General features: G+C 67.1%; 15 protein-coding genes. 7 read left to right on the top strand and 8 right to left on the bottom strand.

Features of this window, described 5'->3' with window-relative positions:
• Positions 1 to 25: 25 nt before the first annotated feature.
• Together QTH91_RS09910 and QTH91_RS09905 are read left to right on the top strand one after the other, a co-directional pair.
• On the top strand, positions 26 to 1276 hold the full coding sequence (locus tag QTH91_RS09910) for a PepSY-associated TM helix domain-containing protein (protein WP_286659911.1): 1251 nt from the start codon (positions 26 to 28) through the stop codon (positions 1274 to 1276).
• Positions 1273 to 1509 (top strand): hypothetical protein, encoded by a 237-nt coding sequence (locus QTH91_RS09905; RefSeq protein ID WP_286659910.1) that lies wholly within the window; start codon positions 1273 to 1275, stop codon positions 1507 to 1509. Before QTH91_RS09910 ends, QTH91_RS09905 begins: the two co-directional genes overlap by 4 nt.
• On the opposite strand, the gene QTH91_RS09900 is transcribed toward QTH91_RS09905, so the two are convergent.
• Positions 1500 to 2423 (bottom strand): LysR family transcriptional regulator, encoded by a 924-nt coding sequence (locus QTH91_RS09900; RefSeq protein ID WP_286659909.1) that lies wholly within the window; start codon positions 2421 to 2423, stop codon positions 1500 to 1502. The two genes, QTH91_RS09905 and QTH91_RS09900, sit on opposite strands and share 10 nt — an antisense overlap.
• A gap of 92 nt (positions 2424 to 2515) precedes the next feature.
• Here QTH91_RS09900 and QTH91_RS09895 point away from each other — a divergent pair, with 92 nt between their 5' ends.
• The gene (locus QTH91_RS09895; RefSeq protein WP_286659908.1) at positions 2516 to 3691 is read left to right on the top strand and encodes an MFS transporter; all 1176 of its coding nucleotides are present in this window, start codon (positions 2516 to 2518) and stop codon (positions 3689 to 3691) included.
• A 32-nt stretch (positions 3692 to 3723) separates the two neighbouring features.
• On the opposite strand, the gene QTH91_RS09890 is transcribed toward QTH91_RS09895, so the two are convergent.
• Positions 3724 to 3978: a hypothetical protein gene (locus QTH91_RS09890; protein WP_286659907.1), complete on the bottom strand. Its 255-nt coding sequence runs from the start codon at positions 3976 to 3978 to the stop codon at positions 3724 to 3726.
• Positions 3979 to 4280: 302 nt separating this feature from the next.
• Here QTH91_RS09890 and QTH91_RS09885 point away from each other — a divergent pair, with 302 nt between their 5' ends.
• On the top strand, positions 4281 to 4640 hold the full coding sequence (locus QTH91_RS09885; RefSeq protein WP_286659906.1) for an alpha/beta hydrolase: 360 nt from the start codon (positions 4281 to 4283) through the stop codon (positions 4638 to 4640).
• 103 nt (positions 4641 to 4743) lie between these two features.
• Here QTH91_RS09885 and ssb read toward each other — a convergent pair whose 3' ends face one another.
• Positions 4744 to 5286: a single-stranded DNA-binding protein gene (ssb, locus tag QTH91_RS09880; RefSeq protein WP_286659905.1), complete on the bottom strand. Its 543-nt coding sequence runs from the start codon at positions 5284 to 5286 to the stop codon at positions 4744 to 4746.
• Positions 5287 to 5404: 118 nt separating this feature from the next.
• Here ssb and QTH91_RS09875 point away from each other — a divergent pair, with 118 nt between their 5' ends.
• From QTH91_RS09875 to QTH91_RS09865, 3 genes are all read left to right on the top strand, one after another.
• Positions 5405 to 6748 carry a chloride channel protein gene (locus tag QTH91_RS09875; protein ID WP_286659904.1) on the top strand — a complete coding sequence of 448 codons (1344 nt, stop codon included), beginning with the start codon at positions 5405 to 5407 and terminating at the stop codon, positions 6746 to 6748.
• Positions 6749 to 6806: 58 nt separating this feature from the next.
• On the top strand, positions 6807 to 9884 hold the full coding sequence (gene uvrA / locus QTH91_RS09870; RefSeq protein WP_286659903.1) for an excinuclease ABC subunit UvrA: 3078 nt from the start codon (positions 6807 to 6809) through the stop codon (positions 9882 to 9884).
• Between the two features lie 92 nt (positions 9885 to 9976).
• Positions 9977 to 10288: a hypothetical protein gene (locus tag QTH91_RS09865; RefSeq protein ID WP_286659902.1), complete on the top strand. Its 312-nt coding sequence runs from the start codon at positions 9977 to 9979 to the stop codon at positions 10286 to 10288.
• Here QTH91_RS09865 and QTH91_RS09860 read toward each other — a convergent pair.
• The 5 genes from QTH91_RS09860 to pdxR form a co-directional block, all read right to left on the bottom strand.
• Positions 10279 to 11409: an NADH:flavin oxidoreductase/NADH oxidase gene (locus QTH91_RS09860; protein WP_286659901.1), complete on the bottom strand. Its 1131-nt coding sequence runs from the start codon at positions 11407 to 11409 to the stop codon at positions 10279 to 10281. The genes QTH91_RS09865 and QTH91_RS09860 overlap by 10 nt on opposite strands.
• A 99-nt stretch (positions 11410 to 11508) precedes the next feature.
• Positions 11509 to 12384 (bottom strand): ABC transporter permease subunit, encoded by an 876-nt coding sequence (locus tag QTH91_RS09855; RefSeq protein WP_390367951.1) that lies wholly within the window; start codon positions 12382 to 12384, stop codon positions 11509 to 11511.
• A 28-nt stretch (positions 12385 to 12412) separates the two neighbouring features.
• Positions 12413 to 13198, bottom strand: coding sequence for a taurine ABC transporter ATP-binding protein (locus QTH91_RS09850; RefSeq protein WP_286659899.1), 786 nt, complete (start codon positions 13196 to 13198; stop codon positions 12413 to 12415).
• A gap of 4 nt (positions 13199 to 13202) precedes the next feature.
• Positions 13203 to 14219 (bottom strand): taurine ABC transporter substrate-binding protein, encoded by a 1017-nt coding sequence (tauA, locus tag QTH91_RS09845; RefSeq protein ID WP_286659898.1) that lies wholly within the window; start codon positions 14217 to 14219, stop codon positions 13203 to 13205.
• Positions 14220 to 14404: 185 nt separating this feature from the next.
• Positions 14405 to 15958: a MocR-like pyridoxine biosynthesis transcription factor PdxR gene (pdxR, locus tag QTH91_RS09840; protein ID WP_286659897.1), complete on the bottom strand. Its 1554-nt coding sequence runs from the start codon at positions 15956 to 15958 to the stop codon at positions 14405 to 14407.
• Between the last annotated feature and the right edge of the window lie 112 nt (positions 15959 to 16070).

The following is a 16070-nucleotide window of genomic DNA, read 5'->3' as shown; positions in this document are numbered from 1 at the left end:
TGCCGCCCCTAGGGGGACATGACGAATGAAAGCCAAATCGATCAAGACCTGGACCTGGGTCCACAAGTGGAGCAGCCTCATCTGCACGGCTTTCATGCTGTTGCTGTGCATCACGGGCCTGCCACTTATCTTCCACCACGAGATCGGCCACCTGCTGGGCACCGAGGTGGAGGCGCCTCCGATGGCCGGTCCGGCGGACAAGCAGCGCGTCAGCCTCGACGAGGTGATCCGCAATGCCCACGCCCTGCATCCGGACCGGGTCGTGCAGTTCGTCTCGCAGGACGAAGAGGATGATCGCGTCTGGTTCGTCACCCTCACGCCCACGCCTGCCCCCACCGACGACTTCAAGTCGGTGGCCGTCGATGCGCGCAACGGCCAGGTGCTGGCCACGCCCAAGTTCGACGAAGGCTTCATGTGGATCATGTTCAAGCTTCACGTCGACCTTTTCGCGGGTCTTGCGGGCAAGCTGTTCCTGGGCTTCATGGGCCTCCTGCTGCTGGTGGCCATCGTCAGTGGCGTGGTGCTGTATTCGCCCTTCATGCGCAAGCTGGAATTCGGCACCGTCCGGCGCGAACGTCGCCCTCGCCTGAAGTGGCTTGACCTTCACAACCTGCTGGGCATCGTCACGCTGGTGTGGGCGTTCGTCGTGGGCGCCACCGGCATGATCAACACCTGGGCCGACTTGCTGATCAAGTACTGGCAATACGACCAGCTCACCCACATCCTGCAGCCCTACCAAGGCCAGCCTCTGGTGGCCGCCGCCGAGCGCGGCTCGGTGCAGAAGTCGCTCGACGTGGCGATGGCGCACGCACCGAACAACAAGCTATCGTTCATCGCCTTCCCCGGCACGGCGTTCTCCAGCCCGCATCACAACACGATCTTCCTGCGCGGCAACGAGCCGCTGACATCGAAGCTGCTGCATCCGGTGTTGGTCGATGCCAAGAGCAACGTCGTCACCGCCAGTCCGGCGCTGCCGTGGTACCTGACGGCGCTGCTGGTGTCCCAACCGCTGCACTTCGGCGACTACGGCGGCATGCCGATGCAGATCCTGTGGGCGATCCTGGACATCGCCACCATCATCGTGCTGGGCAGCGGGCTCTACTTGTGGCTCAAGCGCGGCGACCCGACGCACGTGCATGCGGCAAAGGACGCTCGACCTTCCCGGCCCGATGGCGGCGCCCCCCTGCCGCCGTTTGCCGACCCAGGTCTCGCGGCGAGCGCCCTGGCCAAGCCGGAGACGGCGCGAACGTCCTCACTGGGAACGAGCGCGTCATGAGCCAGCATCGCGAAAAGACATCGATGTCCTTCGGCGCCATGTGGGGCTGGCCGATCGTGCTGGGCGTGCTCACGGCCATTGGCCTGATCTCGGCGCTGTTCAGCGACGGAGGCTTCGGCGATGTGCTGGCCTGGATCACGCTCGGCATCCCCGTCCTGGTCGGCGGTTGGTACGGCTGGGGCCCGCGTGGCCCTGGCCGAGCCCGCAAGGATGCGTCCGGCGGTCAACCCTGAACGAAGCGCGGATCGCCTCGCAATTGCTCCTGCAGGAAATCGAGCACCGCCCGTACGCGCGCAGGCAGGCGCCCCGGACGCCCCAGGTACACGGCGTGAATCGGCTCCAGTTCGCATGGATTGAATTCCTGCAGCACGCGAACGAGGTGCCCTGACGCGCGGTCGGCGTGGGTCTGGTAGTCCGACAGGCGCGCCAGGCCGGCACCTTCGAGCGCGAGCATGCGCAGCGTCTCGCCATCGCCGGCCCTCAGGCTCGATTGCGTCGACACGGCGACGGACTCGGCCCCCACGATGAAGGGCCAATCGGGCACCCGACGACGGTACGTGAAATCCAGGCGCAGGTGCCGGGTCAAGTCCTCGGGCCGGCGTGGCGTTCCGTGGCGCTCCAGATATTGCGGCGAGGCGACGATCGATTGGGTGGTCGCACCCAGGCGCCGTGCGACCAGATCCGAGGCGGGCAGCGGCCCCCAGCGCACGGCGATGTCCGCACGCGCTTCCAGCAGGTCGACCACGCGGTCCGTCACCGCCAGGTCGATCGCCAGTTCGGGGTAGAGCGCCATCAGCCGCGGCAGCAGCGGCGCCACGACCAAGTGTCCGAACGCGGTGCTGGTGTTGATCGTGACGCGACCGCGCGGCGCCGCGGCCGCACTCAGGCTCCGCTCGGCCTCGTCGATGTCGGCCAGGACACGCACGCATCGCTCGTAGAACTGCTCGCCCTCCTGCGTCAGGTCCAGCGCTCGCGTGGAGCGCCGCACCAGTTGCGTGCCCAGGCGCGCTTCAAGCCTGGCGATGAGCTTGCTCACGGCAGAGGGCGTCATGTTCAGGGAGCGCGCAGCGGCAGAGAAGCCGCCACGCTCGACCACTCGAACAAAGACTTCCATCTCGGCAGCGCGATTGATTTCGACCCGGGCCATCAAGACGGTTTATTTATGATTTGAATTCACCAATCTTAGTCTTCGAAGCGCCCTAGTCAAAACTGAAGCTGGCCCGCAAAGTACTGCCCATCATGCCAATCTCACTTCTAGCTTTGGCTGCGGGCGCCTTCGGCATCGGCAGCACCGAATTCGTCATCATGGGCCTGCTGCTGCAGGTTTCCACCGACCTCGGCGTCGGCGTCACCACCGCCGGCCTTCTGATCTCCGGCTACGCGCTGGGCGTTGCCGCGGGCGCACCGTTGCTCACGCTCGCGCTGCGCAAGCAACCGCGCAAGCGTGTGCTGCTCATGCTGATGGCCATCTTCACCCTCGGCAACGTGGCGTGCGCGCTGGCGCCGAGCTACGGTTGGCTGATGGCCGCGCGCGTGCTAACGGCGCTCGCCCACGGCACCTTCTTCGGCGTCGGATCGGTGGTCGCGACCGGCCTGGTACCGCCCGAGCGCCGCGCCTCGGCGATCGCCATCATGTTCACCGGCTTGACCGCCGCCACCTTGCTGGGCGTGCCGGCTGGCGCTTGGCTCGGACTCCACTACGGCTGGCGCGCCACCTTCTGGGCGGTGAGCCTCATTGGCGTGGTGGCCTTCATCGCCATCGCCGCGTGGGTTCCCGCTCAGCGGCAAGACAAGGCCGTGCCGGCGCTTCGTGACGAATTGGCCGTGTTGATGCGGCCCGGCGTCCTACGTGGATTGGCGCTGACCGTGCTGGGATTTGCAGGCGTTTTCGCGGTGGTCACGTACATCCAGCCGTTGCTGACCGAGGTGACGGGGCTGTCGCAAGCCGCCGTCTCGCCCGTGCTGCTGGTGTTCGGTGGCGGCTTCGCTGTCGGGAATCTGCTTGGCGGGCGGCTTGCGGACCGGGGCACCCTGCCCGCGGTGCTCACCACGCTGGCGCTGCTTGCCGCCGTTCTGGCAGTCATGCAGTGGGCGATCGGCTCGGCCTGGACCGCGGTGCCGTACTTCGCATTGCTTGGCGCCGCCGCATTCGCCACGGCAGCACCCATGCAGATGCGCGTGCTGGAGCAAGCTGCGGGCGCGGGCCAGAACCTGGCGTCCAGCCTGAACATCGCAGCGTTCAACATCGGCAACGCACTGGGCGCATGGGTCGGTGGCATGACCGTGGACCATGGCCCAGGCTTGCCCGCCCTCGGCTGGGTCGCCGCCACGCTCACGGTCGGCGGGTTGCTCATCGCGCTTTGGAGCCGCGGCGCGGACCGCCTCTCCGCCCGGACGATCCCGGCGCAAGCCTGAGCCGATCGAGCCGATCGAGCCGCTTGAGCCGGTCAGTAGCGGCGGCGCGGCGCGTCGAGCAAGGAGGCGATTCGAGCGACTCCACCCGAACCGCTCGCCGCACGCCCGATGAACGCGCCGGCCACCGCGCCAATCAAGGCGCGGCCCAGCAGCGACCGATTGCGGCTACCGGCAACCGCCATCAGCGCCAGGCCGACGCCCAACACGATGATGTGTTCGCCGGGAAAGTCTGGCCGACTCGCATCGGCGTCGCGTATCGATCGGATCCAAGTAGAAGCTTTGTCCATGGGGCTCTCCATTGCGCGTAAAGCTCGTTGATAACCGCCATTGCGAAGCACCACGTGTAGGTGGCCGCCGCGGGCCCACGGCGGCGATCAGGCCTCGATTGTTTCCTTTGAGTGAACGCCGTGGTTCGTTTTTCGAGGGTTTATACCTAGAAAACAGGTTCAAAATTCGTTGCACAGGCAAGCAATTCAGCAAGCCTGGGTGAACAAGGCCCGAGCGCTGTAGTCGACAACCACTTTCAAGACGACGACTGCCCCAGACCCCGTTCGATTTGTTGAAACACCCTCGAAAAAGGAACCTGAAAATGAACACCGCCAAGATCATCGCCGCTACCGCCGTCGCCCTGCTGGCCGCCGCCGGTGCCCAAGCCGAAACCTACGAAGGCGTGCACGCCCTGACCGGCGAGCGCACCCGCGCCGAAGTGCAGGCCGAAGCCCGCGCCGTGGTGGGCAACCCCTACGCCGACGCCCAGTTCGCCGGTGTGACCGCCCTGCCCGGTGGCGCCGTGGACCGCGCCGTCGTCTACCAACAAGCCGTCGCTGCCGCGCACAACCCGCTGCAAAACCTCGACAGCAAGGCTTTCGTGAACAGCCAGATCCCGGCTGCCTACACCCAAGGCTCCCTGGCCGTGCGTCGCCAGGAACAGCGCCAAGCCGGCCTGTAATCTGCTGCGGCGCGCACCGCGCCGTCGATCAAACAAAAAGGGCTGCCAGCTTGTGCTGCAGCCCTTTTTTGCATGTGGGAGATAAACGGCGTCGAGACAGGACCTAGAACGGAATGTCGTCATCCATGTCGTCAAAGCCCGACGACGACTTGGCCGGCGCCTGGCGCGGCGCTGCCGCGGGTGCACGCGGAGCAGCAGCCGGCGCGCGCGAATAGCCGCCACCGCCGCCGCCACCACCGCTTCCGCCTGCGTAACCACCGCCGCCGCCGTATCCCCCGTCATCGTCCGACGGACCGGAGCCGCCCTGGCCTTGACGGCTGCCCAGCATCTGCATGGAATCAGCACGGATTTCGGTCGTGTAGCGCTCGTTTCCGTCCTTGTCGGTCCACTTGCGGGTGCGCAGCGAGCCTTCGACGTAGACCTGCGAACCCTTGCGCAGGTACTGGCCGGCGATTTCGGCCAGGCGGTCGTTGAAGACCACGTTGTGCCACTCGGTCAATTCCTTTTGTTCGCCGGTCTGTCGGTCCTTCCAGCGGTCGGTGGTGGCGATGCGCACGTTGCACACCTGACCACCGCTCGGAAAGGTGCGGGATTCCGGGTCGCGGCCGAGGTTGCCGACGATGATGACTTTGTTGACCGATGCCATGGGAGCTGCCTTCTTTGATTAGGCAGAAGTCTACTCGCCTCCACTCCCGAGGCACGCATCGGCCGATGCGCCAGCCTGGCGTGGGCGCGGATCAGCCTGTCACAATGTGATCTAAGCGATGAACCACGAGCCGGACTTTTTCCAGAATCTGCGCGCCGAACTCTCCGGTTGGCGCTCCTGGATCGACCGGGCAATCGTCCTCACGTACGCCATCGCCGCCGGGCTTTTCGTGGTGGGCTTCACCATCGCTGCCGACTGGGCCTTCGCCCAGTTCGAATCGATCTACCACCGCTGGCCATTGGCGGTGCTGGTCTGGACACCGGCGCTCACGGCGCTGATCGCGTGGATCACGCTGCGCTGGTTCCCCGGGGCCGCAGGCTCCGGCATCCCCCAGATCAAGGCGGCCCTTTCCCCAGCGCTGCCGCCCGAGCGCCGGGGCCTGTTCGTTTCGTTGCGCCTCACCCTGGCCAAGATCGTGCTGGGCGTGGGCGGCTTTGCGGCCGGTCTGTCGGTGGGCCGCGAAGGCCCATCGGTACAGGTTGCGGCGGGCGTCATGCAGCACGCCCGCCGATGGCTGTCGCCGGGCAGCAGCATCGACACGCGCGCCCTGCTCACCGCAGGCGGGGCAGCCGGCATCGCCGCCGCGTTCAATGCGCCGCTGGCCGGGGTGGTGTTTGCCATCGAGGAACTCACAGGCCGCCTCGAAGCCCGCGCCGCCGGCCTGATCATCACGTCGATCGTCCTGTCCGGCCTGGTGGCCGTTTCCGCGTTCGGCAACCTGACTTATTTCGGCGTCATCCGCGTGCCGCCGCTGGGCTGGGAGCTGCTCGGTCCCGGCGTGCTCGTGGCATTGGTGTCCGGCGCGGCCGGCGGACTGTTCTCCCGATTGATGGCCGTCTCGCTCACAGGCATGCCGGACCGCTTCAATGCCTGGCGCGCCCGCTGGCCAGTGCGCTTCGCGGCGGCCGGGGGCCTGGCCATCGCGGTCATCGGCCTGGTGACCGAAGGCGCCACATTCGGCGCCGGATCGGAAACCGTCAAGCGCGTCTTGGCCGGCGAGGTGGAACTGTCACCGCTTTACGCACTGCTCAAAGGCGTCGTCACCTGGATCACCGCCTGGTGCGGGGTGCCGGGCGGCATCTTCGCGCCATCGCTTTCGATCGGCGCCGGGCTCGGCGACGTGGTGGCGCGCCTGGCCGACCCGAGCCTGTCGACCGCGTTGATCGCCATGGGCATGGCCGGTTTCCTGGCCGCCGTGACACAGGCGCCGTTGACGGCCTTCATCATCGTGATGGAGATGGTGGATGGTCACTCCATGGTGCTGAGCCTCATGTCCTCGGCCATGCTGGCCAGCCTGGTCTCGCGCATGATCAGCCGGCCTCTGTACGAAGCACTGGCCGAGCACATGGTCGCCAAGGCCGTCAGCAGTCCGGCGCGGACGGAGCCCGAGAACGAGCGCTGATCAGCGCGGGGCTCTATCATGGCCGGTTGCCCCGCAGCCTGCCGAACCCGCTCCGCCCGTGAACGCCCCCACCGAAAAGACCGAAGCCGCCTACCTCGGCGCCGCCCTTGCCCAGGCGCGCATCAGCATCCGCGGCGCGCGCACCCACAACCTCAAGAACATCGACCTGGACATCCCGCGCAACAAGCTGGTGGTCATCACCGGGCTGTCGGGGTCGGGCAAGTCCAGCCTGGCTTTCGACACGCTTTACGCGGAAGGCCAGCGGCGCTATGTGGAAAGCCTGTCGGCTTATGCACGGCAGTTCCTGCAACTGATGGACAAGCCCGACGTCGACATGATCGAAGGCCTGTCGCCGGCGATCAGCATCGAGCAGAAGGCCACCAGCCACAATCCGCGCTCCACCGTCGGCACGGTGACCGAGATCCACGACTACCTGCGCCTGCTGCTGGCCCGCGCCGGCACGCCGTTCTGCCCCGATCACCAGCTGGCGCTGCAGGCGCAGACGGTGAGCCAGATGGTCGATGCGGTGCTGGGGCTACCCGACGAGCCGCGGCTGATGATCCTCGCACCGGTGGCGCGCGAGAAGAAGGGCGAGTTCACCGAGCTCTTCACCGAAATGCAGGCCGCCGGCTATGTGCGCTTCCGCGTCGACGGCCAGATCCATGAATACAGCGATCTGCCGCAGCTCAAGAAGAACGAGAAGCACGACATCGATGTGGTGATCGACCGGCTGCGCGCGCGGCCCGACATGCAACAGCGCCTGGCAGAAAGCTTCGAGGCCGCCCTGCGGCTGGCCAATGGCCGCGCCATCGCGCTCGAGCTGGGCAGCGAAGGCTCGGCCGACAAGGAGCACCTCTACAACGCCAAGTTCGCCTGCCCGATCTGCCACTACTCCTTGGCCGAGCTGGAGCCGAGACTCTTCTCCTTCAACTCGCCCATTGGCGCCTGCCCGTCCTGCGACGGCCTGGGACACCGCGAGTTCTTCGACCCGACACGCGTGGTGTCCTTCCCGTCGCTGAGCCTGGCCAGCGGCGCGATCAAGGGCTGGGACCGGCGCAACGGTTACTACTTCAGCATGCTGGAGAGCGTGGCCAAGCACTACAAGTTCGACATCGACGCGCCCTACGAGTCGTTGCCGGCATCCGTTCAGCAGACGCTGCTGCACGGCTCGGGCAGCGAGGAGATCAAGTTCAGCTACACGCTGGAATCGGGGGCGCAGGCGGGCAAGAAGCTCACGCGCAAGCATCCCTTCGAAGGGGTCATTCCGAACATGGTGCGGCGCTACCGCGAGACCGATTCGTCGATGGTGCGCGAGGAGCTTGCCCGCTACCGCAACGTTCAGCCCTGCCCGGACTGCGGCGGCTCGCGCCTGCGCATCGAATCGCGCAACGTGTTCCTGGTGGGTGAGCCCGCGCAGGCGGGCGAGCCGCCCGGGCGCATGGCCATCTACGAGATCAGTCGCCTGACGCTGCGCGAATGCCTGGCCTACTTCCAGGGCCTGCATCTTCGCGGCGCCAAGGCCGAGATCGCCGACAAGGTCGTGCGCGAGATCGGCCTGCGCCTGAAGTTCCTCAACGACGTGGGCCTGAACTACCTGAGCCTCGACCGCAGCGCCGACACGCTGTCTGGCGGCGAAGCGCAGCGCATCCGGCTGGCCTCTCAGATCGGCTCGGGCCTGACCGGGGTGATGTACGTGCTGGACGAGCCCAGCATCGGTCTGCACCAGCGTGACAACGACCGCCTGATCGGCACCCTCAAGCACCTGCGTGACATCGGCAACAGCGTGATCGTTGTCGAGCACGACGAAGACATGATCGCCGCGGCCGACCACGTCATCGACATGGGGCCGGGCGCCGGCGTGCACGGTGGCCGGGTGATGGCGCAGGGCAGCTACCAGGAGGTGGCGGACACGCCCGAGTCGCTCACTGGCCAGTACCTGTCCGGCCGGCGCAGCATTGCCGTGCCGGCGCGGCGCACACCGCGGCTGCCGGTCTTGCGCGACGAAGCCGCCGCCAAACCCGCAGCGGCCGAGGCCAAGCGGTCACGCTTTCCGCTCAGCCCTGCTGCCCAGCGCCGCGCGGCCAAGGAAGCCGAGCTGGCAGCCCAGCGCAACGAGGCCGCGGATGCCCACGCGCTGCAGTTGATCCGCGTGATCGGCGCCACCGGCAACAACCTCAAGAACGTCAGCGTCGACTTTCCGGTGGGCCTGCTCACCTGCGTGACCGGCGTGTCGGGCTCGGGCAAGTCCACGCTGGTCAACGACACGCTCTACGCGGCGGCGGCGCGGCAGATCTATCGCGCGCATGAAGAGCCCGCGCCGTACGAGGCCATCGAGGGCCTCGAGAATTTCGACAAGGTGATCAACGTCGACCAGTCGCCCATCGGCCGCACGCCGCGCAGCAACCCCGCCACCTACACCGGCCTGTTCACGCCCATCCGCGAGCTGATGGCCGAGACCAACACCGCCAAGGAACGCGGTTACGGGCCGGGCCGCTTTTCGTTCAACGTGGCCGGCGGACGCTGCGAGGCGTGCCAGGGCGACGGCGTGGTCAAGGTGGAGATGCACTTTCTGCCCGACGTCTACGTGCCCTGCGAGGTCTGCCACGGCCAGCGCTACAACCGCGAGACGCTGGAGGTGCAGTACAAGGGTCGCAACATCGCGCAGATCCTCGACATGACGGTCGAGGCCGCGCACGAATTTCTCAAGGCCGTGCCGGCCATCGAGCGCAAGCTGCGCACGCTGCTGGACGTGGGCCTGTCTTACATCAAGCTGGGCCAGAGCGCGACCACCTTGTCGGGCGGCGAGGCACAACGCGTCAAGCTGGCGCTCGAGCTCTCCAAGCGCGACACCGGTCGCACGCTCTACATCCTGGACGAACCCACCACCGGCCTGCACTTCGCCGACATCGAACTGCTACTCAAGGTGCTGCATCAGTTGCGCGATGCCGGCAACACCATCGTCGTGATCGAGCACAACCTCGACGTGATCAAGACGGCCGACTGGCTCATCGACATGGGTCCCGAAGGCGGCGCCGGCGGCGGTACCGTGGTGGGCGAGGGCACGCCCGAGCACCTGGCCACCAACGAGGCCAGCCACACCGGCCACTATCTCAAGCGCCTGCTCGAACGCGCCTGATTTGTAACAGCCCCGGCTCGACCGATGAATCGGGAGGGCGGGCGTCGTCTATGCAGAGGCGGGCCGACTTCCGGGCCCGAGGAGCACAAGACATGCTGAAAGCCACTTCGGACGACAAGCTCGTCACGTTGATCAACATCTTCACCGTGGCCCCCGAGAACCACGATGCATTGGCGCGCCTGCTCAGGCAAGGCACCGAAGAATGGACCAGCAAGACGCCGGGCTTCGTGACATCGACCGAGCGTGTGCAGGCGCTGGCCAAAATGGAGTCCTTTCATCTGCGACGCCAGTTCCACCGTCACTGCTGGCGCCTGAACTGCGGCGCAAGGCCGCGCGCTACGCGATGGAAGGGCTGGAAACGCGCCCGGTCTGAGCGGGCCTTCCATCCAGCCGCTCAGCGCTGACCGATGCGCGCGTCGGGGCCGAACACGGCCTTGAGGTCGCGCGGCTGCGAGCGCCAGTACTGCGGCGGTGCTTCCACGCTGGCGCCCAGCTCGCCGGCCGCGCGCCAAGGCCAGTGCGGCTCGAAAAGAATGGTGCGGGCGATGGCAATGGCATCCGCGTCGCCTTCGGCAATGACGGCCTCGGCCTGGGCCGGCTCGGTGATGAGCCCCACCGCGATGGTCGGCAGCCCGCAGGCCTGCCGGATCCGCCGGGCGAACGGCACCTGGTAGCCGGGCCCGAGCGCGATCTTCTGCAGCGGCGAGACGCCACCGGAAGAAACATGGATGAAATCGGCCCCGCGCTGTGCCATCTCCGTGGCCAGCACCGCGCTTTGCTCGACGTCCCAGCTCGGCAGGCCGGCTTCGCCTTCCAGCCAATCGGTCGCCGAGATGCGCAGGCCTACCGCGACATCACGAGAGACCGCCGCGCGCACCGCATCGAACACTTCCAGCGGAAAGCGCATCCGGTTCTCCAGCGAGCCGCCATAGGCATCGGTGCGCTGGTTCGAGACAGGCGAAAGAAACTGGTGCAGCAGGTAGCCGTGGGCCGCATGCAACTCGATCAACTGCACACCCAGGCGCTGTGCACGCTTCGCCGCCTGTACGAACGCCGCCTTGATGCGGGCCAGCCCCGCATCGTCCAAGGCCACCGGCGCGGGCTCGCCTTGCGCATGCGGCAAGGCGGAAGGTGCGCAGGTGGTCCAGGCGCCTTCCTCGGGCTTGAGGCTCGCGCCGCCCTGCCAGGGCACGTGGCTCGATGCCTTGCGCCCGGCATGGCCGAGCTGGATGCCGATGGGCATCGACGAGAACCGCCGCATGGCCTCGAGGACATGGGCGAGCGCCGCTTCGTTGTCGTCGCTGTACAGCCCCAGGTCGCCCAGCGTGATGCGGCCGATGTCCTCGACGGCCGTGGCCTCGATGATCAGCAGCCCCGCGCCCGACATCGCCAGCTGGTTCAGATGCACGAAGTGCCAGTCACCGGCATTGCCGTCCAAGCAGGAGTACTGGCACATGGGCGCGATGACGATGCGGTTGCACAGCGTCAGAGGGCCGAGGTCAAGCGAAGAGAAGAGGGCGCTCAAGAGGTGTTCCTTTGCGTGCGTCATGCATTTGCAAAGGCCGGCGCGGCCGGCCACGAGCGCCGGTTATAGCGGGATCGCGACAAGCCTGCAGGGGCAGGCCTACATGCGGCCCTTCCAGGGCACCACCCAGCCTTCGATGCGTCGCATCAGCAGATCGAACAGCAAGGCGACGATGCCAATGACGATGATGCCCATCACCACCACGTCGGTGCGCAGGAAGTTCGATGCGTTGAGCACCAGTTGCCCCAGGCCCGCGGTGGCCGCCACCATCTCGGCGGCCACGAGCGTGGTCCAGCCGAAGCCGATCGCGATGCGCATGCCGGTCAGGATGTCCGGCATGGCTGCGGGCAGCACCACGTGGCGCACCACCTGCCAGCGATTGGCGCCCATCGACAGCGCAGCGTTGATCTGCTCGCTGCCGACCGAACGCACGCCGGCGCGCGCCGCCACGGCCAGTGGCGCAAAGCAGGCCAGGTAGATCAGCACGACCTTCGACGTCTCTTCGATGCCGAACCAGATGATGACCAGCGGCAGGTAAGCCAGCGGCGGCAGCGGCCGGTAGAACTCGATGACCGGGTCGAACACGCCGCGCATCGTGCGCGACACACCCATCAGGATGCCCACCGGAATGGCGGTGACGCAGGCCAGTGCAAACGCGCCGAACACGCGCCCGAGGCTCCACAGGAAGTGCTCCAGCAGCGGCTTGCCGCCCTGGCCCTGTCCTTTCACCGCGGCGACGAACGCGTCCCACACCGAACCCGGAGACGGCAGCACCAGCGGCGGTAGCCAGGCGAAATGCGCCGCCGCCCACCACAGCAGGCAAAGCACCAGCACCGTGGCGATGCTGATGACGGTCGTGCTCCCCTCGCCCGGCCGGCGATGGCCGTGCACCTTGCGGGTGGGCGATACGGGCGATGCGGGCGCCGAAGCAGGTGCCGCGCCAGTCGCGGGCTTGGGCGATTCCGATGGCGCCATGGCCAGATCGTGCATGACGACTCCCATGTCAATGAACCACCACGCCGGCGTGGATGGCGTCGATCACTTCCTCTCGCAACCGGATGAACTCGGGCTGCGACTTGATGGCACGGGCGTTGCCGCCCGCCACGTACTGCCGGCCGAAATCGAGCTGATAGCGCCGCGCCACTCGCCCCGGCGAAGGCGTCATCACGATCAATTCGGTGGCCAGAAACAGCGCCTCTTCCACATCGTGCGTGATGAAGAAGCACAGCTTGGCTTCCCTCGCCCAGATCTGCAGCACCAGCTCCTGCACCTGCTCGCGCGTCAGCGAGTCCAGGGCGCCGAAGGGCTCGTCCATCAGCAGCATGGCCGGATCGGAAGCCAGCGCGCGCGCAATGCCCACGCGCTGCTGCTGCCCGCCCGAGAGCTGATAGACGGCCTGCGTCGCATAGCGCTCCAGGCCCACCGCGCGGATCTGTTTCATGGCGAGGTCGTGGCGCTCTCTCTTGCCCACACCACGCATTCGCAGCCCAAGGGCCACGTTGTCGATCACGTTCAGCCAGGGCATGAGTGCGTGCTTCTGGAACACGACGCCCCGATCGGCGCCGGGCCCGTCGACGTGCCGGCCGTTGACGAAGATGTGGCCCTCGCTGGGCGACATGAAGCCCGCGATGGAAGACAGCAGCGTGGTCTTGCCGCAGCCCGAGGCGCCCACGGCCACCACGAACTCGCCGCGCGCGAAGTTCAGGTCCACGCGCTCCAGCGCCACCACGTCCTTGCCATTGGCGCCGGCGTAGGTCACGCCGACGTTCTCGATGCGCAGGCCAGACATGGTCTCAGGGCGCCACGACGGCCTTGGCCGCATACGCCGGGTTCACGCCCACGCTGTAGTCGGGCAGCGTATTGGCGATCGTGCCTTGCGTCTTGAGGAACGCTGCGGTGGCCGCCAGAGACTGGGCCGCGCCACCCTTGGCGCCTCCGCCCAGCCAGGTGGGCGAAGCCTGCTCGGCTGGCGGCACGAAGCGGTAGAGCGCCATGGCAGGCGGCACGTCGGCTTCGGCAGCGCCGGTGACCTGTGCCACCGCCTTGACCATCGGCGAGCCCACGCTCCACTGCGCCGTGTTGGCACGGTAGCTGGCGTCGGCCTTGGCGATGGCCGACAGGAACTTCACCATGAAGTCGGCATTCGCATCGGCCCAGGGCTTGTTGGCGATGATGCCGTCGAAGGTGGCCTTGCCGGTGTCCTTGGAGATCTGGCCGGAGCTGACGATCTGCTTGCCAGTGGCCTTGACCTTGGAGAGCACGGGCTCCCACACGAAGGTGGCGTCGATGTCGCCGCGCTCCCAGGCCGCAGCAATCTCGGGCGGGCGCATGTTGAGGATCTTCACATCCGAAGGATTGACCCCCGCCGCCTGCAAGGCCACCAACGTGTGGAAGTGGGTGGTGGACGTGAAGGGAACACCGATCTTCTTGCCCTTGAGGTCGGCCACGGCGTTCACGCCGGAACCATTTCGCACGACCATGGCCTCTGCACTGGCGATGTCGTCGAGGATCCAGACCAGTTCGACCGGCATGCCTTGCGACAGTGCCGAGGCCACGCCGGCCGAACCTGCCTCGCCGATCTGCACCTGTCCCGAGGCCATGGCGCGGATCACGTCACCGCCGCCGCCGAACTTGCGGAAGTTGATCTTGTAGCCGGTCGATTTCTCGATCTCGCCGGTCACCTGGGCATAGCGCCAGGGCACCACCATGTCCTGGTGGGCGATGGTCACCTCCTTGGCCTGCGCATGTGCGCCGAAAGCGATGGCGGACAGTACCGCAGCGGCAAGAAGTCGAGGGGCGAATGTCGTCATGGGAAGCTCCAACGAAGGTTGATCGATTTGCGCAATTGACTGTGCGGCGCAAGCGCCATGCCACCAAGTGCCAGCGCCGCGCCTTCGGTGGAGCCAGACGGCGCAAAGCGGCACCCGGCTGGTGCGGCGCGTCAGCGCGCGGCACCGGTTCGGGGCAGCCGCGACGCACGCGGCCAGGCGCAGCCTCAATGCACGAGCCCGCCGCCACCGCGGCGGATGCCGCGCGCCGCAGCCAACTCCTGCACGGCCAGCGCCAGCGCATGGATGCCGGCGTCGATCTGCGCCCCGGAGATCGAAGACAGACGCAGCCTGAACTGCGGACACGGATAGGGCGGGCGGTCGTAGAAGGCCCGCCCCGCCTCGATCAGCACGCCGTGCGTGCGGGCCACGTCGGCCAACTCTGCGGAATCGAGCCACGCGGGCCCTTCGACCCAGACCGAGGCGCCACCCTGCGGCGGCGTGAATTGAAAGTCCGGCAGGTGGCGCTGCAACGCGTCGCCCACGCGCGCCAGGCGTTCCTGGACGATCGCGTTGACGCGCCGCGCATGCGACTCGTGATGCCCCAGCGAAAGAAAGAGCGCATAGGCGTGCTGCAGAAACGCGCTGGGGTGGCGCACCTGCGCATGACGCAACACGCGCAACTCGGCGATCAGTTCGCGCGGCGCCACGATGTAGCCCAGGCGCAGCGCGGGAGAAAGGCTCTTGGAGAGCGATCCGATGTAGATCACGCGACCGCTGGTGTCCAGGCTCTTGAGTGCCGGCATGGGCGCGCCGGCATACAGGTTCTCGGACTCGTAGTCGTCTTCGATGATGACGAAGTCCTGCAGTTCGGCCTTGCGCAACAGCCACTGCCGCCGCTCCAGGCTCAGCGTGCGCGTGGTCGGGCTCTGGTGCGAGGGCGTGACGAAGACGTAGTCGACGTTCGGCATGGCGTCGACCACGAGGCCGTCATCGTCCACCGCGATGTTGACCATCTGCGGATCGCGCACCGAAAACGAGTTGCGCGCATGCGGATGGCCCGGCTCCTCCAGGCCGACGCGCGTGCTTCGATCGAACAGCGCTTCGGCCAGCAGATAGAACGCATGCTGCGAGCCGACGGTGATGAGGATCTCCTCGGGCAGTGCGAACACGCCGCGCTGCGGAAGCAGGCGTTGGCGGATCTGTTCGACCAGCGCCTCCACGTCCACCTTCTCGAAGTCGGGCGTCCAGTGCGGCAGTTGCACGCGGCTCAGGCTGCGCACGCAGCACTCGCGGAAGTCGTCGGTCGGAAAGAGTTCGGGGTCGTAGGTGCCGTAGATGAATTGATAGGGATAGGCGTGCCAGTCCCGCGGCTTGGCCAGCGTGGGCCGCTCGGCCTGCGAACGCAGCACGCGCTCGCGCCAATCCGGAGGCCGCTGGGATGCGGTGCCGCTGGTGGCACGAAACGGGTCCTGCTGAAGTGCAGGGACATCGGCGCGCGCCAATGCCGCGTTGGCCGCCACGAACACGCCACGTCGCGGACGCGATTCCAGAAAGCCTTCTTCCACCAATTGCTCGTAGGCCGCGGTGACGGTGTTGCGACTCAGGCCCAGCGCCTGCGCCAGATCACGCGAAGAAGGCAAGCCGGTCCCCGGGCCCAGGCGGCCGTCGAGGATCGCCTGCACCACGACCGCACGCAACCGCACCTGGATCGGCAGGCCCGGCTGATCGGGCAGCTGGAACAGCCGCGCCCACAAGGGTTGCTCCATCGGCTGGCTCATGTGCACGCCCCTTCGTCATTGCGTGAAAGCGCACGCATCCAGGGCGTACTCCCCGCTTTGGTGCGCGGCCGGCGGCCGGTGGCTTGATCGATCGGTGGCATCTGGCTCTATG

The organism is Variovorax dokdonensis (genome assembly GCF_030316895.1).
In the GTDB taxonomy this organism is placed as follows: domain Bacteria; phylum Pseudomonadota; class Gammaproteobacteria; order Burkholderiales; family Burkholderiaceae_C; genus Variovorax; species Variovorax dokdonensis.
This window is presented reverse-complemented; position numbering and strand designations above follow the sequence as displayed.